Origin of the sequence: Rhodococcus sp. Eu-32, from assembly GCF_003336925.1 — a bacterium.
Taxonomy (GTDB): Bacteria; Actinomycetota; Actinomycetes; order Mycobacteriales; family Mycobacteriaceae; genus Rhodococcoides; species Rhodococcoides kyotonensis_B.
This window is the reverse complement of the sequence record NZ_QGNK01000011.1, coordinates 108,885-131,470: the sequence shown is the minus strand read 5'-3', so window position 1 is coordinate 131,470 and position 22,586 is coordinate 108,885. Positions and strand designations below refer to the sequence as shown.

26 protein-coding genes and 1 riboswitch are annotated in these 22,586 nt (G+C 65.9%); of the genes, 17 read left to right on the top strand and 9 right to left on the bottom strand.

The genetic code is table 11. The features are described 5' to 3' along the window. The first annotated feature begins 8 nt into the window (after positions 1–8). From DK926_RS15240 to DK926_RS15225, 4 genes are read left to right on the top strand one after another with little or no spacing between them, the layout of a single operon-like run. A complete protein-coding gene (locus DK926_RS15240; RefSeq protein WP_114331117.1) occupies positions 9–965 on the top strand; it encodes an ATP-binding cassette domain-containing protein in 957 nt (318 codons plus the stop codon). Beyond that, positions 962–1,738 carry an ABC transporter permease gene (locus DK926_RS15235; protein WP_243636832.1) on the top strand — a complete coding sequence of 259 codons (777 nt, stop codon included), beginning with the start codon at positions 962–964 and terminating at the stop codon, positions 1,736–1,738. The genes DK926_RS15240 and DK926_RS15235 overlap by 4 nt, the downstream gene beginning before the upstream one ends. Continuing rightward, a complete protein-coding gene (locus DK926_RS15230; protein ID WP_114331116.1) occupies positions 1,735–2,508 on the top strand; it encodes an ABC transporter permease in 774 nt (257 codons plus the stop codon). The genes DK926_RS15235 and DK926_RS15230 overlap by 4 nt, the downstream gene beginning before the upstream one ends. A gap of 48 nt (positions 2,509–2,556) precedes the next feature. Next, positions 2,557–3,300: a CPBP family intramembrane glutamic endopeptidase gene (locus DK926_RS15225; RefSeq protein WP_114331115.1), complete on the top strand. Its 744-nt coding sequence runs from the start codon at positions 2,557–2,559 to the stop codon at positions 3,298–3,300. Between the two features lie 318 nt (positions 3,301–3,618). Here DK926_RS15225 and DK926_RS15220 read toward each other — a convergent pair whose 3' ends face one another. Together DK926_RS15220 and DK926_RS15215 are read right to left on the bottom strand one after the other, a co-directional pair. Continuing rightward, positions 3,619–4,365, bottom strand: a complete 747-nt coding sequence (locus DK926_RS15220) for a lysophospholipid acyltransferase family protein (RefSeq protein ID WP_114331114.1) — start codon at positions 4,363–4,365, stop codon at positions 3,619–3,621. A gap of 2 nt (positions 4,366–4,367) precedes the next feature. Continuing rightward, on the bottom strand, positions 4,368–5,111 hold the full coding sequence (locus DK926_RS15215) for a lysophospholipid acyltransferase family protein (RefSeq protein WP_114331113.1): 744 nt from the start codon (positions 5,109–5,111) through the stop codon (positions 4,368–4,370). Between the two features lie 64 nt (positions 5,112–5,175). Here DK926_RS15215 and DK926_RS15210 point away from each other — a divergent pair, with 64 nt between their 5' ends. Continuing rightward, positions 5,176–6,006, top strand: coding sequence for a hypothetical protein (locus DK926_RS15210; protein ID WP_114331112.1), 831 nt, complete (start codon positions 5,176–5,178; stop codon positions 6,004–6,006). Continuing rightward, on the top strand, positions 6,003–6,425 hold the full coding sequence (locus DK926_RS15205) for a hypothetical protein (protein WP_114331111.1): 423 nt from the start codon (positions 6,003–6,005) through the stop codon (positions 6,423–6,425). The genes DK926_RS15210 and DK926_RS15205 overlap by 4 nt, the downstream gene beginning before the upstream one ends. Before the next feature lie 86 nt (positions 6,426–6,511). On the opposite strand, the gene DK926_RS15200 is transcribed toward DK926_RS15205, so the two are convergent. Further along, the gene (locus DK926_RS15200) at positions 6,512–8,461 is read right to left on the bottom strand and encodes an amino acid transporter (protein WP_114331110.1); all 1,950 of its coding nucleotides are present in this window, start codon (positions 8,459–8,461) and stop codon (positions 6,512–6,514) included. A 51-nt stretch (positions 8,462–8,512) separates the two neighbouring features. On the opposite strand from DK926_RS15200, the gene DK926_RS15195 reads away from it, so the two are divergent. The 5 genes from DK926_RS15195 to DK926_RS15175 all read left to right on the top strand — a co-directional run bounded on the left by DK926_RS15195 (position 8,513) and on the right by DK926_RS15175 (position 13,451). Further along, positions 8,513–9,742 carry an NAD(P)/FAD-dependent oxidoreductase gene (locus DK926_RS15195; RefSeq protein WP_114331109.1) on the top strand — a complete coding sequence of 410 codons (1,230 nt, stop codon included), beginning with the start codon at positions 8,513–8,515 and terminating at the stop codon, positions 9,740–9,742. Positions 9,743–9,956: 214 nt separating this feature from the next. Continuing rightward, entirely contained in the window at positions 9,957–11,000 is a 1,044-nt protein-coding gene (locus DK926_RS15190; protein WP_114331108.1) for an ABC transporter substrate-binding protein, read from the top strand. A 5-nt stretch (positions 11,001–11,005) separates the two neighbouring features. Then, complete coding sequence (locus DK926_RS15185) at positions 11,006–11,815, top strand: ABC transporter ATP-binding protein (RefSeq protein ID WP_114331162.1); 810 nt, start codon at positions 11,006–11,008, stop codon at positions 11,813–11,815. Beyond that, entirely contained in the window at positions 11,812–12,636 is an 825-nt protein-coding gene (locus tag DK926_RS15180) for an ABC transporter permease (RefSeq protein WP_114331107.1), read from the top strand. The genes DK926_RS15185 and DK926_RS15180 overlap by 4 nt, the downstream gene beginning before the upstream one ends. Further along, positions 12,633–13,451 carry an ABC transporter permease subunit gene (locus DK926_RS15175; protein ID WP_243636831.1) on the top strand — a complete coding sequence of 273 codons (819 nt, stop codon included), beginning with the start codon at positions 12,633–12,635 and terminating at the stop codon, positions 13,449–13,451. The genes DK926_RS15180 and DK926_RS15175 overlap by 4 nt, the downstream gene beginning before the upstream one ends. Positions 13,452–13,506: 55 nt before the next feature. On the opposite strand, the gene serS is transcribed toward DK926_RS15175, so the two are convergent. Continuing rightward, positions 13,507–14,760, bottom strand: coding sequence for a serine--tRNA ligase (gene serS / locus DK926_RS15170; protein WP_114331106.1), 1,254 nt, complete (start codon positions 14,758–14,760; stop codon positions 13,507–13,509). 11 nt (positions 14,761–14,771) lie between these two features. After that, positions 14,772–15,167: an ankyrin repeat domain-containing protein gene (locus DK926_RS15165; RefSeq protein ID WP_114331105.1), complete on the bottom strand. Its 396-nt coding sequence runs from the start codon at positions 15,165–15,167 to the stop codon at positions 14,772–14,774. Between the two features lie 33 nt (positions 15,168–15,200). On the opposite strand from DK926_RS15165, the gene DK926_RS15160 reads away from it, so the two are divergent. Both DK926_RS15160 and DK926_RS15155 read left to right on the top strand, forming a co-directional pair. Further along, positions 15,201–16,292 (top strand): septum formation family protein, encoded by a 1,092-nt coding sequence (locus DK926_RS15160; RefSeq protein ID WP_243636830.1) that lies wholly within the window; start codon positions 15,201–15,203, stop codon positions 16,290–16,292. A gap of 13 nt (positions 16,293–16,305) precedes the next feature. Then, a complete protein-coding gene (locus tag DK926_RS15155; protein ID WP_068429938.1) occupies positions 16,306–16,638 on the top strand; it encodes a metallopeptidase family protein in 333 nt (110 codons plus the stop codon). A gap of 51 nt (positions 16,639–16,689) precedes the next feature. Here DK926_RS15155 and DK926_RS15150 read toward each other — a convergent pair whose 3' ends face one another. Next, a complete protein-coding gene (locus DK926_RS15150) occupies positions 16,690–17,481 on the bottom strand; it encodes a CbtA family protein (protein ID WP_114331103.1) in 792 nt (263 codons plus the stop codon). Next, entirely contained in the window at positions 17,472–17,666 is a 195-nt protein-coding gene (locus DK926_RS15145; RefSeq protein ID WP_114331102.1) for a CbtB domain-containing protein, read from the bottom strand. Before DK926_RS15145 ends, DK926_RS15150 begins: the two co-directional genes overlap by 10 nt. 57 nt (positions 17,667–17,723) lie before the next feature. Further along, positions 17,724–17,788: riboswitch (cobalamin riboswitch) on the bottom strand. 78 nt (positions 17,789–17,866) lie between these two features. Here DK926_RS15145 and DK926_RS15140 point away from each other — a divergent pair. The 4 genes from DK926_RS15140 to DK926_RS15125 all read left to right on the top strand — a co-directional run bounded on the left by DK926_RS15140 (position 17,867) and on the right by DK926_RS15125 (position 20,977). Then, complete coding sequence (locus DK926_RS15140) at positions 17,867–18,433, top strand: histidine phosphatase family protein (protein ID WP_114331160.1); 567 nt, start codon at positions 17,867–17,869, stop codon at positions 18,431–18,433. A 111-nt stretch (positions 18,434–18,544) separates the two neighbouring features. Then, entirely contained in the window at positions 18,545–18,847 is a 303-nt protein-coding gene (locus tag DK926_RS15135; RefSeq protein WP_114331159.1) for a PE domain-containing protein, read from the top strand. Positions 18,848–18,881: 34 nt separating this feature from the next. Beyond that, positions 18,882–20,156: a PPE domain-containing protein gene (locus DK926_RS15130; RefSeq protein WP_114331101.1), complete on the top strand. Its 1,275-nt coding sequence runs from the start codon at positions 18,882–18,884 to the stop codon at positions 20,154–20,156. After that, complete coding sequence (locus DK926_RS15125; RefSeq protein WP_114331100.1) at positions 20,153–20,977, top strand: ESX secretion-associated protein EspG; 825 nt, start codon at positions 20,153–20,155, stop codon at positions 20,975–20,977. The genes DK926_RS15130 and DK926_RS15125 overlap by 4 nt, the downstream gene beginning before the upstream one ends. Here DK926_RS15125 and DK926_RS15120 read toward each other — a convergent pair. Next, on the bottom strand, positions 20,970–21,635 hold the full coding sequence (locus DK926_RS15120) for a histidine phosphatase family protein (RefSeq protein WP_114331099.1): 666 nt from the start codon (positions 21,633–21,635) through the stop codon (positions 20,970–20,972). The two genes, DK926_RS15125 and DK926_RS15120, sit on opposite strands and share 8 nt — an antisense overlap. Further along, entirely contained in the window at positions 21,636–22,577 is a 942-nt protein-coding gene (pheA, locus tag DK926_RS15115) for a prephenate dehydratase (protein WP_114331098.1), read from the bottom strand. Positions 22,578–22,586: the final 9 nt, after the last annotated feature.

Here is a 22,586-nt window from a genome sequence, read left to right as displayed (position 1 = left end):
AGGATCACATGACCACCTCGATCGAAGTATGCGACCTCCGCAAATCGTTCGGCCCCGTCCAGGCATTGCGCGGCATCGACTTCGCCGCCCAGCGCGGTGAGGTGCTGGCGGTGCTCGGGCCGAACGGCGCGGGCAAGACGACCACCGTCGGTGTCCTGGCCACACTCGTCACACCGGACAGCGGGACGGCACGCGTGGCAGGACACGACGTCGTCACCGACCCCGCAGGTGTCCGCGCGTCCATCATGCTGACGGGCCAGAACGCCACGCTCGACGAAACCCTCACCGGCTACGAGAATCTCGTGATGTTCGCCCGACTCATGGGCATGCGGCGCCGCGATGCGAAGCGTCGTGCGGACGAACTGCTCGACGAGTTCGACCTCACCCACGCGGCCGGTCGACGCGTCGGCCGCTACTCCGGTGGGATGCGTCGCCGCATCGACATCGCCTGCGGTCTCGTCGTCCCACCCGAGGTCGTGTTTCTCGACGAGCCGACCACAGGACTCGATCCGCGCAGCCGACAGGCCGTGTGGGACTTGGTCGCCGGCTTCTCGGACCAGGGCATCACCACATTGTTGACGACGCAGTATCTGGAGGAGGCAGATGTGTTGAGCGACAGGATCGTCGTGGTCGATCACGGCACGGTCGTCGCCGAGGGAACCTCGGCGGAACTGAAGGCACGCACCGGTGGAAGTTACTGCGAGGTGGTTCCGCTGCACCCGCACGACGTGCCCGCCGTCGCCGAGGTCCTCCGACCGATGTTTCCGGGTGGCTTCCTCCTCGACCCGACATCCGACCGGGTGTCCGTTCCCGCGCCCGACGGCGCCCGCACGCTGGCCGAGGTGCTGCACCGAATCGACGGTGCCGACGTCGAACTCGTCGACATCGCACTGCGACGCCCCTCGCTCGACGAGGTCTTCCTGTCTCTCACCGGCACACCTGTCGCAGACAAGGTCGCGTCGTGACCGCGCCTGCCCGGTCCTCGGGCTTTCAGTGGTGGGTGCTGACGTCGCGCACGCTGCGCACGTCGATGCGTGCGGGTGAGTTCGTGACGGCGCTGATCGCGCCGGTCGTGTTCACGATCGGCTTCTATCTGCCGCTACAGAAGGTCATTTCGATGTTCGGCAACGGCGTATCCGACTTCGGGCAGTTCCTGATGCCTCTGATCGCGTTGCAGGCCATCGCGTTCACGGCCATCTCGGCGGCGTTCCTCGCTGCGACCGACGCCACCACGGGCATCAACAGACGGTTCGCGTCGATGCCCGTCTCGCCGGCCGTGCCACTGTCGTCGCGCGTGGCGACGGGACTGCTCAAGTGTGCGATCTCCTCCGCCGCGGCCCTCGCATGTGGTCAGGTGATCGGATTCCGGTTCTCCGGCAGCGCACTTCAGACCGTAGGTTTCGTCGCTTTCGTCGTCGTCATCGCGGTGACACTGATCGTCGGCGCAGACATGGTCGGCACCCTGTCCACGAGCCCGGAGGCGACGACGCAGATCCTCGTCCTCCCGCAGCTGATTCTCGGCCTGCTGTCGACCGGTTTCGCGCCGATCGACCAGTTCCCCCAATGGGTGCAGCCGTTCGTCCGCAACCAACCCATCTCACAGTTCACCACGGCACTGCGAGGCCTCGCCGACGGCACCGCCACCGGGTCCTCACTGCTGCCCGCCGTGCTGTGGTTCGCGGGCATGCTCCTGCTGCTCGTTCCCCTGTCCCTCCGCGTGAATACGAGACGCCCATGACCGAGAACGCCACCTTCGCGCTCGTCCCCCAGACTCTGATCCAGAGCAGGCGCCTGCTACTGCATCTCGTGCGCGATCCGATGACCCTGATGCAGTCGATCGTCTACCCCGCCATCATGCTGGTGATCCTGAACATCGTTCTGGGACAGCAGGTATCGGCGTTCTCCGGTCACGACGCGCTGTACGGGACAGTGCCTATGACCGCCGTGCTCAGCGCGATGCTCGGATCCGTCGCCGGTGCCGTCACCCTCGGAAGGGAATGGGACGCAGGCATTCTCGCCAGGTTCTGGGTGTTGCCGATCCACCGCGCATCCGGCCTCGCGGGTCGTGTGACGGCAGAAGCCACACGAATTCTGGTCACTACGCTAGCCATCATTGCCGTCGGGCTGCTTCTGGGTTTCACGTTCCACGGCTCGGTGGTGCTGTTCGTCTTGATCCCGTTGGTGTACGGCATGGCGTTCACGACGGCTGTCATGGCCGCGTCGTTCACGCTCGGCAAGACGGCACTCGTCGAGACGGTGTCGCTGTTCTGCTCGCTGTCGATGTTCCTCAGCCCGGGCTTCGTGCCGATCGCCGCCTATCCGTCATGGATACAGCCGCTCGTCGAGTACCAGCCGATGAGCTGCGCGATCCAGGCGATGCAGGCGATTGCACTCGGTGAACCGGCCGGCGCGGCGCTGGCGAAAGCGGGCATCTGGTCGGTCGGAATCTTCGCCGTCTCCGTCGTCCCGGCCTACCGCGGATTGCGACGGGCAACGCAGCCACGGTGATCTCCTCTTCGGCTGACGTTCTCAGGAACCGTCCGTACACTCGGCGGGATGCTCATGACGAAGGACGCCGCGAACGCTGCTCGCTGGCGCGGCTTCCACGCGTACCTCGACGTCGCCATCGTCGTCGCCGTACTCGTCTGTACCAACCTGATCGCGCATTTCACCACCGTGTGGGCCAGCGTCGCGACGGTCCCGATCGCGGCCGTCGTCCTGGTTGCCCTGACGCGTCGGCGCGGGCTCGGGTGGGCCGAACTCGGCCTGTCCCCGAGACAGTGGAAGACCGGGTCGCTGTACGCGCTCGGTGCCGTCGGCCTCGTGCTGGCCGTCGTCGCGATCGGTGCATTGTTCCCGCTGACCAGGCCGTTCTTCATGGCGGACCGCTACGCGACCATCTCGGCTGCTCTGGTGGCGTCGATGATCGTCATTCCGCTGCAGACGGTCATCCCCGAGGAACTCGCGTTCCGCGGGGTGCTGCACGGCACGCTGGGTCGGATCTACGGCGCTCGCGGTGTCTTCGCCGCCGGGTCACTGCTGTTCGGACTGTGGCACATCGCGTCGTCACTGGGCCTGACCGCAGGCAACGCCGGGCTGAGCAACTTCCTGGGTGGCGGAGTGTTCGGCCAGGTCGCCGGTATCGTCGCCGCCGTCCTCGCAACCGCAGCCGCCGGGTTCGTCTTCACGTGGCTGAGGCGTCGCAGCGGCAGTTTGCTCGCCCCGATCGCACTGCACTGGTCGCTGAACGGCCTCGGCGCGCTCGCCGCGGCACTGGTATGGCACGCGTCGGTGGCCTGACGCTACTTCTCCCGGGTGGTGGCTGCGGTCCCCACGCGCAGGTTGCAGTGAGTGCGCACGTTGCAACACGCGCGTCTGCTGGAACGTGCGCGGTCAAGGTGAGGATGCCGGGACCGTAGACTCAACCACCCCCGCGCGCAGGTTGCAGCAACTGCGCACGTTGCAACACGCGCGTCTGCTGGAACGTGCGCGGTCAAGGTGAGGATTCCGGGACCGTAGGCTCAACCATCCCCGCGCGCACGTTGCAGTGAGTGCGCACGTTGCAACACGCGCGTCTGCTGGAACGTGCGCGGTCGTTCCCGAAAAACCTGGCCGACGCTACTTCTCCCTCGCAGCCCGTCTGGCCGCCATTTCGGCCTCTTCGATCTTCAGTGCCTCTTCCAGCGTCGGTGCTGTTCCGCCGAGGCGTCGCGGAACCCACCGTGCGCCGACGGGATGCTCGTACCCGTCCTGCGCCGCCGCGAGCGTCGTCTCCATCGCCGTCCGCAGCTCTGCAGTCAGCTCGTCGGGCGTGCCGTGCGGCTGGATGGGCGGGCCGACGGCGATGTGGATCGGGAAATTGTGCCGACCCACCGCCCTCGGAATGTCCTTCGTCATGACCCGCTGCGCGCCCCAGATCGCGACGGGAACGATCGGCACCTGAGCTTCGAGAGCCATCCGCGCGGCACCCGACTTGAACCGTTTGAGCTCGAAGCTTCGACTGATCGTGGCCTCGGGATAGACGCACACCAGTTCGCCGTCGCGCAATGATTCGACTGCGGCCGCAAAAGACGCTGCCCCGGCCTCACGATCGACGCCGATCGCTTTGCAGTGCCGCATCAAGAACCCGACGATCGGGTTCGCTTCCAATTCCTTCTTCATCATGAAGCGAACCCGCCGCTTACCGCGCCGCGCGACGAGCCCGACCTGCATGAAGTCCAGGTACGCCGTGTGATTGACCGCAAGCACGACGCCGCCCTCGCGCGGAATGTTCTCGGTGCCGCGGTAGGTGGTCCGCAAACCCTGCACCGCCGTGATCGCCCGCACCAGCGCGGTGAGGGTGGCGTAGACGGGTTCGCGGGACATCGTTACTTCTGTTGTCTCCGTGCTGCTTTCGCGGCCGCGTCGTCGGCGTCGAGCTTGTTGGCTTCCTCGAGCGTCGGAGCGCTACCGCCGAGACGCGCGGGCACCCAGTAGGCGCCGGGCTCGTGCTCGTAACCGGTCTGCAGCTTCAGCAACATCTCCTGCATCGTCGAGTGCAGCTTCTCGGTCAGTTCACTCGCGGGACCGACGGGAGCGATCGGCTCGCCGACGGCAATCGAGATCGGAGTGTTGGTGCGCCCCAACCGTTTCGGGAATCCCTTGGTCCACACGCGCTGCGCGCCCCAGATGACCGTCGGGATGATCGGAACGCCCGCTTCGATGGCCATGCGTGCCGCGCCGGACTTGAACTCCTTGATCTCGAAGCTCCGGCTGATGGTCGCTTCCGGGTACACGCCGACCAGTTCACCCTTCTGCAGGGCCTGCACTGCCGCCTTGTAGGACTCGGCACCCGCAGCACGATCGACCGGGATGTGCTTCAGAGCGCGCATGATCGGGCCGGAGATCTTGTTGTCGAACACTTCCTTCTTCGCCATGAAGCGGATGTACCGCTTCACGCTCCGCGGCGGCAGACCCGCGTAGGTGAAGTCCATGTAGCCGGTGTGATTGACGGCGATGACCGCACCGCCGGTCGCAGGGATGTTCTCCTCGCCCTCGACCTCGAATTTCAGGCCTTCGAAAGCGAAGACCGCACGGGCAATGCCGATGACAGATCGGTAGACGGGTTCCACAGTCGGCTAGCGTAGTCGCATCGGCAACTCGGGGAGAAGACAAAGTGGGGAAGGTCAGCTGAACATGAGTGACGTGCGCCGTTTTTCCATCGCCGGAGTCGGGCTGTCGGTGGCAGTTCTGGCGCTCACCGCTTGCGGGGGCGACGGTCAGCAGGGGCTGCCGACCGAGACGCAGTCGGCGCCGACCACGGAGGACACGACCACCACGACGCAGCCGACCACCACAGTCGCACCCCCTCCCGGACCGGCGGTCGGAGACGTCGCCGGGAACCCGGAGGCCGCGTCGGCGCTGCGTGCGTTCCTGGTCGACCTCGAAGCGGGCGGCATCCCGGCCGTCGCACCGACATGCTGGACCATCCCGCCGTCCGAGGTTCCGCAGCAGTATGCGGACGTACCGGCGATTCTCGACGCGGCCGCCGCACCCGGCGTCGACGGGCCGTCCACAGTGACATGGAACGGGCCCGCGGTCACACTGTCCGTCGCACGCACCGACGTCGCGTCGGGCTATGCCTGCCCTCGTATCTCGCCTGCCGGAACCCAGCCCGTCTTCTCGGACGCCGACGCCACCTACACCGTCGCCCGCTACCTGGGCCGCTTCACCGGCAGTCCCGTGTCGCCGGGCGATCTCGAGGGCGACTTCCCTCTCGTCTGTGCCGACGAGCCGACGTGGGACCCGCAGGGCACCGGCGCGCCGACGGTTCCGCCGCTGGTGAACAACCCCGGCCGGCTCACCGGGTCCGCGTCGTACAACCCCGACAGCGTCTACGTCGCAGCGGTGAACGGGACCTATACGACGGTGTACGCCGACGTCACCGACGTGTCGGGGTTCGAGCAGAATCGAGTGTTCACGCTTGCATCCGGGCCGAACGGCTACTGCATCGGTGACGTCGCGTGATCGGCGTCGACACCAAGATTCTGCTGCTGTTCGCAGGCTTGATTCTGTTGTGGGCGCTCGCGCTCGGGGTGTGGAAGTTCCGAGAAATGTCGACGTCGCCAACGGCCCTCGCGCACCCCTATGTCGACATCGCGCATCGCGCTGCGCTGATGTACTCGTTCGCGACGCTCGTACTGGCCGCGCTGACGGAATTCTCCGGATTCGCGACGGCCGTGAACCTCATCGCGGGGCTGGTGGTGGTGTTCTTCTTCGTCGCGGCCATCGCGAGCTACATGTACCACGGGTGGGCGAAGGACACGGACAATCAGTTCCAGAACCCGGTGCACGGCACGAACGCGTTCATGTGGGCCTTGATCGTCGCCGAAATCGGCGGTACGGCAGTGCTTCTCGCCGGATTCGTGAGTGGGCAGTTCTTCTGATCGCTCGTCGCCCCCACATTTCGGCATCGATGGCCCGCAGCATCCGATAGACGGGTGCCACGTGACATCGATGCCACTTTCGGCGCTCACCCCACATGCACATTCGGCCGCTGCTTCGGATCGCGCTCGGCCCGCCGGATGACCTCGCGGGTCACCGGTGCCACCTCACCGACTCCGATGAACAGGAATCGCAGCAGATTGACGACGGGATCGCCCTCCGACCATTCGAAGTAGACGTCCGGGCGCACACCCGTCGTATCCCGAATCTGCAGCAGCACAGCCGCAATCGAGTTCGGCACGGCCGCGGCGTCGACCCACAGAATGCGGTATTCGCCGCGCTGCCGACCGTGCACCAGAATGTCCGTCGAGAATTCCGACGCGTCCTTGATGTTGATCTCCAGGAACAGGATCGGGTCGTCCGACGGAATGTGACTGTCCGCGCGTTGCTGCGCTTCCTTCTTCCCGTACTCGTCGAGATCGAGGTTGCGCGCATCGTGGCACACCACTTGGATACTGCCCCGCGCGGCAGCCTCCTCGACGAAGGCCGATGCCCGCTCGTCGAAAGTTACCGACGTGGAACGCAATTCGAACGATCGCGTCACCCGCGAGACGAACGACACCACAAGGATCGCGGCGATGAAGAACGACGCCACCTTCACGCCGTCGGGACGCTCGAAGATGTTGGCGACGGTCGTGTACACGAAAATCGTTGCGACAACCGAAAACATCCACGCAAGCCTGCGCTGACCGTGACGTGCGGCCGACAGCGACACCGCTACGGACGCCGACGTGATCAGCACCAGCACACCCGTCGCATAGGCGGAACTCTGCGCGTCGACACTGGCCTTGAAGTACAGCGTCACGACGAACGCGATCACCGAGAACACAAGCACCAGTGGACGAACCGCGCGCGCCCATTCGGGGGCCATGCCGTACTTCGGTAGATAGCGGGGCACCAGGTTCAGCAGACCGGCCATCGCCGACGCGCCTGCGAACCACAGAATGGCGATGGTGCTGACGTCGTACACGGTTCCGAACGCACTCCCCAGATATTCGTGCGCCAGGTACGCAAGCGCACGTCCGTTCGCCTGTCCGCCCGCCTGGAACTCCGCCGGCGGAATCAGAATCGTCGTGACAATACTCGACGTCAGCAGGAATCCACTCATGATCAGTGCCGCGGTCGTGAGCAGCCGACGTGCGCCGCGGATTCGCCCGGCTACCTCCCGTGCGTGCGAATGTGTAGAGGAGTACGCATTTCTGCTCACATGGCCGTCGATCTGCGGCATCACGGCGACCCCGGTTTCGAAACCGGACAGTCCCAGTGCGAGCTTCGGGAACACGATGAGCGCGACGGCGATCATCATCAACGGATTGCCATGCTCGGCCGTCAGGGCGTGTTGCCAGTCGGTGATCAGCGAAGGCTCGGAGGCGATCTCCCAGAACCCCACGATCACGACGACGAGGTTCAGCGCCAGGAACGTCCCGACGAGCGCGACCGCGATACCGATCGCCTCGGTGAACCCTTTCAAGAAGACAGCGGCGAGGAGCGCCAGCAGCACGAGGGTGATGATCACCTCCGCGTCGCCCAGACCTGCAGGCGCGAACGGGTTCTCGACGACGTGAGCCGACGCGTCGGCCGCCGACAGTGTCATCGTGATCAGAAAGACCGTCGCCGCGAACCCCAACAGGACGAGCACGAAGATCTTGCCACCCCATTTGGGGAGCAGCTTCTCCAGCATCGCGATAGAGCCCTCACCGTGCGGGCTTTCCCGTGCAACGCGCCGATACACCGGGAGGGCACCGAACAGCGTCAACAGAATCAGTACGACGGTAGCCAGCGGCGCCAGCGTTCCCGCCGCCAAGGCAGCGATTCCGGGTTGGTAGCCGAGCGTCGAGAAGTAGTCGACGCCGGTCAGACACATCACCTTCCACCACGGATGAGTGTGCTCGACCCTGCGCGGCTTGCGATACGGACCGAGATGTCCCGACGGTTGCTCGGTGATATCGCTCAGCAGCCACGACCGCAGACGCACCATCCCCAGAGCGTAAACCCGCACAGGCGGTACGGAGGGGCTTACTGTTGTCCCATGACTCACGTGGTGGTCGCCGGAGCTGGACTGGCAGGCATTGCCTGTGCACACGAGTTGGGGAAGAAGGGGGTCGACGTCACGATCGTCGACCGACACGACTATCACCAGTTCCAGCCGCTCCTCTACCAGGTCGCGACGTCGCAGTTGCCTGCCGAGGACGTCGCCCGGCCTCTCGCGTCGATCTTCGAGCATCTGCCGACGGTCCGAGTCGTTCGTGCCGAGATCAGCTCGATCGACGCCGGGGCGCGTTCACTCGTCGCGTCCGACGAGACGATCTCGGGTGACTACCTCGTCGTGGCCGCGGGTGCGACGGCGAACTTCTTCGGAACTCCCGGCGCCGACGAGTGGTCGTTCCCGCTCTACTCCGTCGCCGACGCCGAGCGACTTCGGCACCACGTCCGCGACGTGCTGGCCACCGCCGAGGACCCGCTGGACATCGTGATCGTCGGCGGTGGTCCGACAGGTGTCGAGACGGCGGGCGCCTTCGCGGAACTGTTCCGCGCGCTGCGCACGATGAACCACCCGGGCGGACGCGGTGATGCATGGCTCGTGAACCACGGCCCCGCGCTGCTCGCGCCGTTCACCGACAAGTCGCACCGGTACGCGCACGACACGCTCGTCGCACACGGCGCCAAGGTCCGCCTCGGTGTCGGCGTGCAGTCGGTCGACGCGGACGGTGTGCAACTCAGCGACGGGTCACGCATCTCGTCGCGGACCGTCGTCTGGGCCGGCGGAGAGACCGCAGCTCCGGTCGCCGGAACGGCGGGGGTGACGCTCGGCCACGGTGGACGAATCGACGTGTCCGCCGATCTCACCGTTCCCGGTGTCGACGCGGTGTACGCCGTCGGCGACGTCGCGAACATTCCTGGCGACGACGGAAAAGCACTGCCGCAGTTGGGTTCCGTCGCCCAGCAGGCAGGAACGTGGGTTGCGCACAACATTCTGCGCACAGCCGAGGGCAAGGCGACGAAGCCCTTCTCCTACCGGGACAAGGGCATCATGGCGATGATCGGTCGCGGTGCCGCGGTCGCCGAGATCGGCGAGCACCGTCATCAGATCGAGGGGCCGATCGCGTTCGCGGCGTGGCTCGGCGTCCATGCCGCGCTGCTCAGCGGCGCACACAGCAAGGTCGACGCGTTCCTCACCTGGGCCTGGGACTACTTCGACGCCGACCACGCCGCGATCGTCGAATGCCACGGGGATCCGAAGCGCATCGCGTGGGCGTAGTGCGGCTCCGCCGCCCGCAGGTGCACTAATCATCAGAGCTTTACGGGCAGATTTGGTCCGCAGCGTGCGGCACTGCCCCTCTTGACGGCATAAAAGTCTTATGTTTAGGTTGAGTCGTCTGTTATCCACGTCTCAGTAAAGACGTCGAGTGGTAGCTATCACTACGGCGACGGGACGCATGCACGTACGCACAGCGACCAGCCCTAGGACATCCATGTTCACACACCGTGCCGCGCTTCTACCGGCCGCCGTGATTCTCGCGCTCGGGCTCACGGCCTGCGGGTCGGATCCGGGTCCCGACGCGGACCCTGCCAATCCCGTCACCATCGACGTCACCGTCTCCGCGGCGGCCGAGATCTACAGCATTCCGTGGCTCGTGGCCCAGCAGCAGGGGTTGTTCGAGAAGCACGGCGTCATCGTCGAGAACATCGTCCCGGGCAAGGGCGGAAGTGCCACGATGCGAACGCTTCTCGACGGCAACATCCCGATCGGCGAGGTCAGCTACCCGTCCATCGTCCAAGCCGACGCAGGTGGGTCCGAGCTGCGCATCGTCGGCGGCGGAACGCAGGGTCCGTACCCGATGAACTTCTATGCGCTGGCGTCGAACACGACGGTGAACACCATCGAGGACGTCCGAAAGTGGGCCTACACCAGGCCGAATTCCGCGTCCGACGCGCTGACGCTTCTGCTCCCGGAACTCGCGGGTGTCGACACCAGCAGAATCGAGCGCGTCGCGTCGGGAGGCATCGGTGAAGGACTCGCACTGCTCGAGGCCGGTTCGGTCGACATCGCCCTGATCCCGTCGATCGTCGCCGAGCAGCGCCCGGAGGACTTCAAGCTGATCGTCTCCAGCCCCGACTACGTCAAACGCTTTCTGCAGTCGACGATCACGACCACCAAGGACTACGCGGCGAGCAACCCGGGAGTCGTCCGCGCGATCAATGCCGGCTACACCGAGGCCGTCGCGTCGATCAAGGCCGATCCCGCGGCTGCTGCCCGAATCTATGCCTCCTACACCGGTTTCGACGTCGAGTCCGCCTTGGCAGTCGTCGAGCGCGCGTCGTCCGTCGACACCTGGGGCGGAGGCTTCGAACCGGCAGGCGTCGAGGCCGCGCAAGACGGTGTCGAGGCGTCGGGAAGCGACCGGGTGCCCGACTTCTGCACACTGTTCGATCCGCAATTCCTCGCCGACGGTGTCGCGAACGACATGCCAGGTGACTGCGAATCTCCCTATCCGACCGACCAATCGAGAAAGTGACGCCGATGACGCGAACGATAGAACGACACCGAGCGAGCGCGACGGAGCACATCGCGGTCGCGTCCTCCGTCTCCCGCCGATTCGGCGACGTCGTCGCACTCGACAACATCGATCTGGCGATCGGACGGGGTGAGTTCGTCTCCATCGTCGGCCCGAGTGGCTGCGGCAAGTCGACGATGCTCGAAATCTTTGCGGGACTGCAAGATCACGATTCGGGCTCCGTCACCGTCGACGACAAGCCGTTGACCGGGCCCCGCAACAAGACGGCCATCATCTTCCAGGAATCGGCGACGCTTCCCTGGCGGACCGTGCGCGACAACGTCGCATTCGCGATGGAAGTCAAGGGCGTCGGTAAACGCGAAAGGCGCTCTCGCGCAGACGAACTTCTCGCGACGGTCGGACTTTCGAAGTTCGGCGACCATTTCCCGATGCAGTTGTCCGGCGGTATGCGTCAGCGCGTCGCGATCGCACGATGCCTGTCGATGGAACCCGATCTGATCCTCGCCGACGAGCCGTTCGGCGCTCTGGACGAGCAGACTCGCCTCGTCATGTCGTACGAACTACTGCGTATCGTCGAAAAGCTCACGTGCGGCGTTCTGTTCATCACCCACAGCATTCAGGAAGCCGTTCTGCTGTCCGACCGCGTTCTGGTCATGAGCGCACGGCCCGGCAGGTTCATCGACGAGCTGACGATCGACCTTCCGCGTCCCCGGTCCGAGGACGTGCTGGCCAGCCCCGAGGCGCGCGAGCTACACGAACGAATCTGGTCGAGCCTGCGCGACGAGGCCAAGAAGACGATGAGCATCGAGCCATGACGACCGCACCGACCCGCCGAAAGTCCGTCGTCCCCGGGTATCTCAGGCCCGCGCCTCCGACCGTGCTGAAGCTGCCCTCCGCGGGCTGGACCGTTGGTATCGTCCTGCTCGCACTACTCGCTGTCGAGGCGTACGCCCGGTCGCCGTTCGCGTCGCCGCTCGACATCGTTCCGGTGTCCGAGATGGTGGCCACGATGGCCGATCTTCTGACCCGGCCGGAATTCCTGGTCGACGCGTTGGCCCGCACCGTCGGCATCATCGTCGTCGCGTTCGTCCTGAGCTCGGTGCTGGGTGTCGCCGCCGCGTACGTGCTATGGCGTTTCGAGCTGTGGGACAGAGCGTTTCAGCCCTACCTGAACGTCTACTACGCCGTCCCGACGTTCGCGCTCTATCCGATCATGGTCGTGCTGTTCGGAAGCGGTATCGCACCCATCGCGATCCTGTCGACGATCTTCGCGTTCGGTGTCGTCGCACTCAACGCGCGCACCGGTTTCAATTCGGTCAGCCCCATCGTGACCAAACTCGGCACCACACTCGAGATGACGCGGTGGCAGTTCTTCCGGTCCATTCTCCTGCCGTACGCGTTGCCCAACATCGTGACCGGACTGAAGCTCGGTCTGTCCTACGCCATCATCTCGGTGCTGGCCAGCGAATTCATTCTGTCCACACAGGGTCTCGGACACTTCATCTCGATCGCCTACGACAGCTTCGACATCGCCGAGATGTACGCGGGCATTCTCGTCGTGACCGCGCTGGCACTGCTGGCTACGTTCGGTATCTCCGCTGTTCTGAATCGCTTCGATTGGAGGCGTCGTCGATGACCACAACTACAGCCGTCGAGCGGCCGGTGATCACGCCCGCATCGAGGAAAGCCGATCCTGCACAGCCCAGTGTGCTGCGGAAACTCGCACCGCCCGTCGTCGTCGCGGTGGTCGCGGTTGCACTGTGGTGGATCGCCGCACTGCTGGTGAACAGTCTGATCTTCCCGACTCCTGCCGAGGCGATGCATTCTCTCGCAGACGATCTCGGCAAGGCGGAGTTCCGCGCCAACGTGCTCGACTCGCTTCGCATCCTCGTCCTGGGGTACGTCGCCAGTACGATCGCGGGAACCCTGCTGGGGCTCGCACTGGGCGTCAGCGCATTCTGGACGCGCGCGATCCTGCCGATCTTCTACTCCGTCAACAGCATTCCGAAGATCGTTCTGTACCCGATCTTCCTGTCGTTCCTCGGAATCGGCGAGCTCAGCCGTGCCGGGTTCACGTTCTACGCCGCATTCGTTCCGATGTTCCTCGTGGCGGTGGAGAGCACGGCGGCGGTGCAGCAGATCCACCTGAAGATGGCCGCATCGCTTCAGGTCGGTTGGCCACGGTTGATCCGGCAGATCGTCATCCCGTCGGCGCTTCCGGCACTGGCGACGGGTATGCGGATGACTTTCGGTCTCGCGTTCCTCGGTTTGCTTCTCGCCGAGATGTTTTCGTCGTCGAGCGGAATCGGCTACGAGTTGCTGCGCAACGTCAGCCTCGTGCGGATGGAGAACATCATGGGCACCGTCGTGCTGATCATGGTGATGGCGCTACCGCCGACGATCGCGTTGCAGTGGTTGGAGCACCGGGTCACGGCTAAATACGGCGGCTGACGCCACCCGTGAGTGGCAATGTATAGCCCGCTATACATTGCCACTCACCTGCGCGCTAGCGCAGCACGTCCGTCCCGACGAACGGAACCAGCGCCTCCGGGACGCGCACGGTGCCGTCGGCCTGCTGGTGGTTCTCCAGGATCGCCACGATCCATCGCGTCGTCGCCAGAGTTCCGTTGAGCGTCGCGGCGATCTGGGGCTTGCCGTTCTCGTCGCGGTAGCGGACGTTCAAGCGCCGCGCCTGGAACGTGGTGCAGTTCGACGTCGACGTCAGCTCGCGGTACGCGTTCTGCGTCGGGACCCAGGCTTCGCAGTCGTACTTGCGCGCCGCCGACGAACCGAGATCGCCGCCTGCGACGTCGATGATGCGGTACGGAAGTTCCACTGCTGCAAGCATTTCCCGTTCGAACTCGAGCAGCTTCTTGTGCTCTGCCGCCGCATCCTCGGGCTTGATGTACGAGAACATCTCGATCTTGTCGAACTGGTGCACACGGATGATGCCGCGCGTGTCCTTGCCGTAGCTGCCGGCTTCCCGGCGGAAGCACGACGACCATCCGGCGTAGCGCCTCGGGCCGTCGGACAGGTCGATGATCTCGCCCGAGTGATAACCCGCCAGCGCGACCTCGGATGTACCGACGAGGTACAGGTCGTCGGCTTCGAGTCGATAGATCTCGTCGGCGTGTGCACCGAGGAACCCGGTCCCCGCCATGATCTCGGGGCGCACGAGCACCGGCGGGATCATCATCTGGAAACCGTTCTTGACCGCCTTCTGGGCCGCGAGCTGCAGCATTCCCTGCTGCAGCAGCGCCCCGTAGCCGGTCATGAAGTAGAACCGCGAGCCCGAGACCTTCGCGCCGCGTTCCATGTCGATGAGGTTCAGCGACTCGCCGAGCTCGAGGTGATCCTTCGGCTCGAAATCGAACGACGGAATTTCGCCGACGGTCTCGAGCAGCACGAAGTCGTCCTCGCCGCCGGCGGGGGCTCCCTCTTCGACGATGTTGGAGATCTTGCGCGCGGCGACGTCGAGGGCCGCGTCGGCCTCGTTCTGGGCAGCCTCGGCGGCCTTGACCTTCGCCGCCAGCTCGGATGCGCCCGCGAGGAGGGCCGGCCGCTCCTCGGCGGATGCCTTCCCGACCTTCTTACCCAGTGCCTTCTGCTCGGCGCGGAGCTGATCTCCGGCCAACACAGCGGCACGACGGGTGGCATCGGCCTCGAGCAGTGCATCGACGAGACCGGGGTCTTCGCCGCGGGTGCGCTGCGAGGCGCGGACAACGTCGGGGTTCTCGCGAAGGAACTTGAGGTCGATCACGACATGCAACCTTACTTGCCGAGGATCCCCAGGTAGTCCTCGCGTCCGAACATGCGAGCTGCATCGATCGCCGACGGGTGGCCGCCGTGCGGATCCGCGCCGCCCTCGACGAGCGCCTGCACGACGTCGTCCTCGCCCTTGAACACCGCCCCGGCCAGCGGCGTCTGTCCCTTGTCGTTGGGACGGTTCACGTCGGCACCCCGCTCGACCAGCGCTCGAACCGTCTCCGCGTGACCGTGGTACGACGCGAGCATGACCAACGTGTCACCGGACTCGTTGTTCAAGTCGACCGGGATGCCCGCGTCGAGGTAGCTCGCGAGCGCGGCCGTGTCACCGGTGCGCGCCATAGTGAACAGTCGGCCCGCCAATTCGGCGATGTCGGCGTCGTCTGCATCCGGGTGCGTCATGGGAACCGAACATACTCGGGCATGATGGAGGAGATGTCCACACCCGATCCCGCCCGGCCCGGGCGCTCGAAACCACGACGCAACCAGCGCACCGTGACCGCGCCCGTCGCGCGCCGAGGGCTGGCGTTGATCGCGATCGGCGCTGTCGCGGCCGCCGTCGTGACCCTCTTCGTCTCCGGGGGCTTCTCGCAACCCGAGAAGATCACCACCCACGCCGATTCCGGGCCTGCCACCAGCGGACCAGTGTCCGCGAGGTCGTTCGGATCCGCCGATCCTGGCACGTGCCTACAGTGGACGCCGACCGACGATCCCGAGACCGACCGTCAGGATCTCGCCGAGGTGTCGTGTGCAGAACCGCACCGGTTCGAGGTCGCCCAGGACGTCGATCTGAGCGCGTACCCCGGCATCGAGTTCGCGCCCGGCTCGGCCTATCCGGGGGCACTGCGCTTCGGTCAGTTGCGCGACGAGCACTGCGTCGGCATCGTCGACGACTACCTGGGCACCAAGTTCGATCCGAACGGCAAGTTCAGCGTCGGACTCATGTTCCCGTCGCAGTCCGGATGGATGGCAGGAGAGCGGACACTCCGATGTGGCATCCAGCAGTCGTCGAACACCGGGGTCCCTCAGGAGATGACCGGTTCGGTGCTCGACCAGGACCAGTCGAACGTATGGGACGTCGGCACCTGCATCGGCATCAACCAGAACGTGCCCGCCGACCCCGTCGACTGCAACTCGCCCCACGCGTTCGAGGTGGCGTCGATCGTCGATCTTCAGCAGCAGTTCCCGCGCGGAATCCCCAGCGAAGCAGACCAGGACGCCTACCTCGAACCGACATGCACCGCCACCGTCAACACCTACTTGGGCTCCGACACGGCTCTGCGCGACAAGACGCTGACGCTGTTCTGGAACACCATCGACGTCACCAGCTGGCTGGCCGGTAGCCGACAGATCACCTGCTCGGTCGGCAAGGAGCTCGACGAAGGCGGATTCGCCACCATCACCGGAAGCGCCAAGGGCGACATCCTGATCAACGGTCAGGCACCCGTCCCACCACCGGCGGCACCGGACGGACGCGCCTTGCCGACCCCGCTGCCCGGCGCAGCCCCGATCACCCCGGGAGGGTGACATTCCTTTCCACATGAGCGACGCCGACTTCGACAACGTGGTCTCCGACGCCCTCGACACCCTCCCGCCCGCGATCATCGACTTCATGGACAACGTCGTCGTCCTCGTCGAAGACGAACACCCCACCGAGGACATCCTCGGACTGTACGAAGGAATCGCGCTGACCGAGCGCTTCGAATACAGCGGTCACCTTCCCGACGTCATCACCATCTACCGTCGACCGATCCTCGAGATGGTCGACGACGCCGACACCGCCCGTCGCGAAATCGCCATCACGGTCGCCCACGAGGTGGGCCACCACTTCGGCATCGACGACGAGCGGTTGCACGAGCTCGGGTTCGGCTGATCTTCGGTCCCACACCGCTCGAAGTTGGCATCGACGGTCCACTGCAGCTGTCTAGCGGATGCCGCGTGACATCGATGCCGACGGGGTGGCCGGCGAACGCGACGCCCTATCGGTCAGGAAAGCGAACACCAAACCTAGTCCGAGCCACAGCGTCGCCTGGGTTGCGAGGGACGACAGCCGGAACTCCCACAGCAGTGTGGCCGGGAAATCCGATCCAACTTCGTCGATTGCGGGCAGCAGGACGTACCCGAGCCCGACCACGACGAGGAACGCCACCAGCGGGGACGCGATCCTCACGGCGATCGATGTCCGTGCCGCGGTCAGCTTGGCGACGTAGACGCCGATTCCGACGGCCAGCAGTCCCAGCGTCACCGACGCCAACCACAGCCATGTGCGCTGCGAGATGGTGTCCGGATCGCCGACGGCAGGCGGGTTGGCCGGGTACTTGAAGAAGGGCACCGCCTCGATCGAAACCCATCCGAGGGCCGCGACAGCCACCGCCAGTACCGACCCGGACAGCGTGGTGAACCGTCGCGCGTAGTGCAGGACCGTCGCGAAGATCGCACCGAGCGCGAGACCGGCGAGTCCCGTCGCCAGGAACAGTCCGACGCGTTGGCCGTCGCGGCTGACGAGGGCGTCCTCCTCGTCGTGCGAATGCGCGGCGGGTGCTTCGTCGGCGTGGGAGTGCTCTCCTGCGGCTTCTTCGATGGCGATGGCCGAATCGACGTGCGGCTCACCGATCGTGAACGCCACGGCTCCCGCGAGGAGCCCTGCGATCAGTCCGGCGAGTAGTCCCCGGACGAGTAGCTGAACGAACGTGCCCTGGAGTGCGTTCAGTGGCATGGCAGACCCAGCAGGTGACGTCCGTCGTGCATCAGTTCGTGCATGAACATCCCGCTGCGCGAGATGGCGCCCTGATCGAATCCGACCAGGTAGAGCACGAGGAATGCGAGCAGAATCACCGCAGCCACGACGAGGGCAAGAGCCGCCGACTCGGTGGTGGTGCTGGGGGTATGGACAGTAGCCATGGGGATGTTTCCTCCTGGGATTGTGCGTCCCGTCGAAGAACCGAAGCGATGTGTGAGTTTTCTGGCTCCCGAACTCATGTCCGGTCACAGTGGCGCAACCGCTCCGGATTTCCACCGGCATTACCTGCGCACATCGCACTGACCCGCGAACTGTGGCACCGATCTCTCGTGTCTGTCAATGCCGACATACAGTGTCGCGCATGGCTCCGACCGTCACCCGGCTGTCCCTGATCAGCCACGCGATGACCGAGGCCATGCGTCGTGCACGCTTTCCATCCGACGAACCGGTCGATTCGGACGGGCTGCGCCGGCTCGACGAACTCTCCTTCACCATGAAGGTGGACTCCGTTCTGATCGCACCCGAGCGCCGGACCCGCCGGACTGCCCAAGCACTGGGCCTGCGCGGCGCCATCGACGACGACCTGTCCGATCTTCGGTACGGCGACTGGACCGGATCCGGTCTGGAAGATCTGGCCGAGCACGAGATGGTAGGCCTTCTCACCGACACGTCGACGACGCCACCGGGTGGGGAGTCGATCGACGCGTTACTCACCAGAGTCGGCCACTGGATGGACCGCGTCAGCTCCGAACAGCGGCGGGTCCTGGCCGTGACGCATCCCGCGATCGTCAGAGCCGTCGTCGTACGCACACTCGATGCGCCTGCCGAGTCCTTCTGGCGCGTCGACATTCCCCCGTTGACGACGACCAGCGTGAACTTCCGCGGCGGCCGATGGACGTTGCGGTCGGTCGCCGAAAGAATCGATTGAGCCTTTTTCGTCCGACCGGGAACCGATCACCCGCGGATGCCGTCCAACTCCTACGAGAACGGAGTTCTCGCTCGATCCCGAAGCTCTTTCATTCCTGGCAAGGGAGTACTGATGCCGGCACACGTGCGTGTGGACCCTGTCGCTCTCGAAGCCGCTGCCGCGGAGCTCGACGCGGTCGCCGCCCGGTTGCAGGCAAGTCTGGCTGCGGCGTCGCTTCCGATTCAGGTGCTTCCGTCGGGCAGCGAAGAGGTGTCCCTGTTGGCCAACCGCTACTTCAAGCACGCGGCAGGCTCGTACACGCCGACCGCACGCGAGGCCGTCGACGAGCTGATCCAGACCGCGGCGGCCTTGCGGACACAGGCCGCGGCGTATCGCGACGTCGACCTCGAACACAGTCGCGCACTGGGCATCTGAGCCGGAAACACCATCACACGACGGGGGTAGATCGATGACGCTGGGAGTGACAGGAGTCGTGTGGTTGCCACGCACGGCGATGGTCAATTCGACGACGCTGTTGGCCGGAGCCGGGCCTGCACCGCTGGCGGCGGCGTCGGGCGTGTGGCATTCGGTGGCCGCTGCATACACGGACGCAGCCGTCACCGTCACCCGCGTGATGGCGATCCTCGCCGCCGGATGGGAGGGCTCGACCGCCGACGCAGCTCAGGCCAGGCTCGGTGCGTTCGCCGCATGGGCGCAGGCGTCGGCCATCAAGGCAGCCGACGTCGGAATCCACGCGGCGGGTGGGGCTGCGGCCTACACGACGGCCACCGTCGCGATGCCGAACCCGGTCGAGATCGCCGCGGTGGAATCCGCCAAAGTCGCCGCATACGGCACCGGCGGAGCACTGAACGGAAGTGCCGCGGCACTCGAAGCCACCGCCCGCGCCCTCGACGTCCGAGCAGGTCTCGTCATGGAGGCCTACGAAGCGGCGACGACGCCACTCGCCGTCCCGATTTCGTTCGACAGCCCACCCGAGATCGTCGTCGACGCCTCGGGTACGTCGTCGCGGGCGTCGACATCCATCGACGGCGCGACGTCCTACGAGGAATCCGGAGTGTTCGGATTCGGCGCACGCACTTCCCCCGCACAGGCCGCCATCGCCACAGTCACTGCGGCAGTACAGAATCCGACCGTAGCAGGCGCGATCGGACAGGCCGCGAGCACGGCAGGTACCGTCGCCGGGTCGTCGGTCACGACGGTCGCGTCCGCGGCAACCAATCTCGGCGGCGCAGCGGTGTCGTCGCTGACGAGCGCCACTCAGGGCACATCCCAGTCTCCCGCACCGATGCAGGCAGCCACCCGCGGAGATACCGGCGCACCGGCCCAGACGCGGGCAGTGTCATCGACTTCCACTGGCTCCGGCGGCCTTTCGGGCCTCGGCCCGAGCGGTGGGTCGCTCGGAGGTTCACGCCTTCCGGCAGCAGCACCAGGAAGCCTCACAGGACAACTCGCCGGCGCCGAACGAAACATGTTCGGCAGCAACCTCTCCGGAGGCCCAGGGACAGGACCGCTCGACGCGGCCGCCGCCACTCGCGGTGGTCACGCGGGCGCCCCGATGGCGGGAGCTCGCGCCGACGACGGAGACGACGAGCACGACACCCCCGATTATCTCGAGCAGTTCGAGCACTTCGCGGACGGACGTACGGTGGCGCCGTCCGTCATCGGCGCCGAACCGGCAGGAGTGAAGCCTGCGGAACGACCCTGTGATCGGAACGGTCGTTGATCGACTTGGGAACGCGACCTGTCGGCCACGGCCTTCCGTTCGTCGAGCTCGACGACGATTGCATGGACTACCTCGTCGAGCGGCTCGGCATCGCCGAACTGCCCGTCGTGCTCGACGTCTTCCCGCGTTTCGACGCGGCCGCGGATCGGCAGGCCGCGCTGGTTCGTGGGCGTGCGGGGCTCGTCGAACACGGAGTGTTCAGCGACGATCACGTACATCCGGATCTCGAGGCGTGGCTTCGCACTCTCGAGCGTCCCACCTGGTACATCGCGGCCCGGCTCGTTCCGCGCCCGTACGGCACCGGGTCGATCACTCGGGTCTGCCGGGCGGCAAGCGAGTCCGGTTCGGTGATCGCCGTACGCCGATCCGGCCTCCTCACCATCCGCGCCACCGTCGCCGATCCCGCGCGTGACGTGCTCGATGCCGTCGGGAGTGAGCCTGCCTTGGACTTCGTGGGCGTCTCCGCGCCGACCGACACTCTCGCCGAGGCCCTCGATGCCAGCCCGACCGATGCCGGTGCCACCGCCCACCGTCTGACCGCCTTGGACATCGATCACGCCGCAGCCGCGGACGTCGCCTCAGCCCTTGCCCTCTGCACTTCTCACACCGAAATAACGTGCACCACAGTCGGATTCGGGACGAGCACGCTCGATCCACTCCCGATCGCGGTGTTCGACACTCCACGGGGCCGCCTCGTCGCGACCACGAGTACCGCCGCAGACGGTCGACGATGGACGTCGTTCGCGCCCGGTTCCGATGCGCGCATCAGGTCGGCGCTCACCGACATGGCTCAGCGAGCGGAAGCGCCGGGCGTCAGCTGATCGGGTTGTCCGCGACGTGACTTCCCTTGCCCGCGAACGGCGGCAGGAACGTGCCCCAGCGGACGCAGGTCCAGCCACCGCCTGGCGTCGGCACCAGTTCGACGGTCTCGGTGTTGTTCAGGTGATTGTCGGCGGCGAACTCACCGTCGACGCCTCCCAGCACCGCGCACACCAGGCGAATGGCGGCACCGTGACTGACCACGACCACGTCGGGCGCGTCCACGTCGGTCAAGTACTCGTCGCGCAGTGATTCGAGCACCGGCACGTAACGGTCGAGGATGGACCGTCCGCTGTCCCCGCCGGGGGCCTGCGCGTCGAGGTCGCCGGCCTGCCACTTGCCGTAGATCGTCGTGAAGGCGTCGTGTGCTTCCTTGTCGGTGCGGTCTTCCCACTCACCGACGAACGTCTCCTGGATACCGTCACGTTCCTGGGCGGGGACGGAGGTGGCCTTGGCGATGTGCTCGGCGGTCTGTCGCGCACGCAACGCCACCGACGAGACCAGGACGCTCGGGGGCGTCGCGACGAGTGTGTCGCCGAAGCGCTTGGCCTGTTCGTGTCCGAGGTCGGTCAGTGCTGCGCCGGGCGGGAGGGTGTCGAGGCGTTTCTCGACGTTCGCGAACGTCTGACCGTGCCGTACCAGTATCAACTTGCCCGTCATCTATCCGCCTTGCCCGTCGTCCGACTTGCCCTCGCGCAGTCGCTCCAACCATCCGATCTGCTCGTCCAACGAAGGCGGCGTGCTTCCTGTTCCCGTCGCGACGGGCCAGGATCCGAGAAATCGAAGAGTCATCTTGCGATGCAGGGCGCCGAGCGCTTCGGCCACGATCGGGTCCTCGATGTGGCCGGCGCAGTCGACGAAGAACCTGTAGGTTCCGAATTCCTTTCGGGTGGGCCGTGATTCGATGCGGGTCAGGTCGATGTCGCGGAGTCCGAACTCGGCGAGGGCGGACTGCAGCACACCGGGCACGTTGTCGGGCATCAACACCAGCGCGGTGCGGTCCGCTCCGGTGGGGGCGGGCGCACGCCGCGGCGGGCTGACGAGCACGAAGCGGGTGCGAGCCGTGTCCACGTCGGCGACGCCGTCGGCCAGGGACGGCAGTCCCAACCTCTCTCCGGCGAGGGACGTCGAGACGGCCGCGTCGGCGAGACCGGCAGCGACGTCCTCTGCCGCACCGGCGTTCGACGACGCGAACTGCACCTCGGCGTCCGGGATCCTTCGCTCCAGCCACTCTCGAACCTGCGCTGCCGCAATGGGATACGCGCGGACCAACTTCACGTCGTCGAGCGCGATTCCCGGCCGCCCGAGTATCGAGAAGGCGACGTCGATCTCCGTCTCGGCGATGATCTGCAACCGGCTGGACGCAGCCAACGCGTCGAGCGTCGGAGGAACCGAACCTTCGACCGAGCTCTCGATGGGTACCACCGCGGCAGCCGCTTCACCGTCGCGCACGGCCTGCAACGCTGCCGGCTGACTCCCGTAGGGGACACGTTCAATGTCCTGGCCGAATCCGAGTGAATCGAGGACGCCTGCGGCCTCCAACTGGCCGAGCGCCATTTCGGTGAACGTTCCCGACGGGCCGAAGTACGCGATTCTAGGCACGACTGCCAG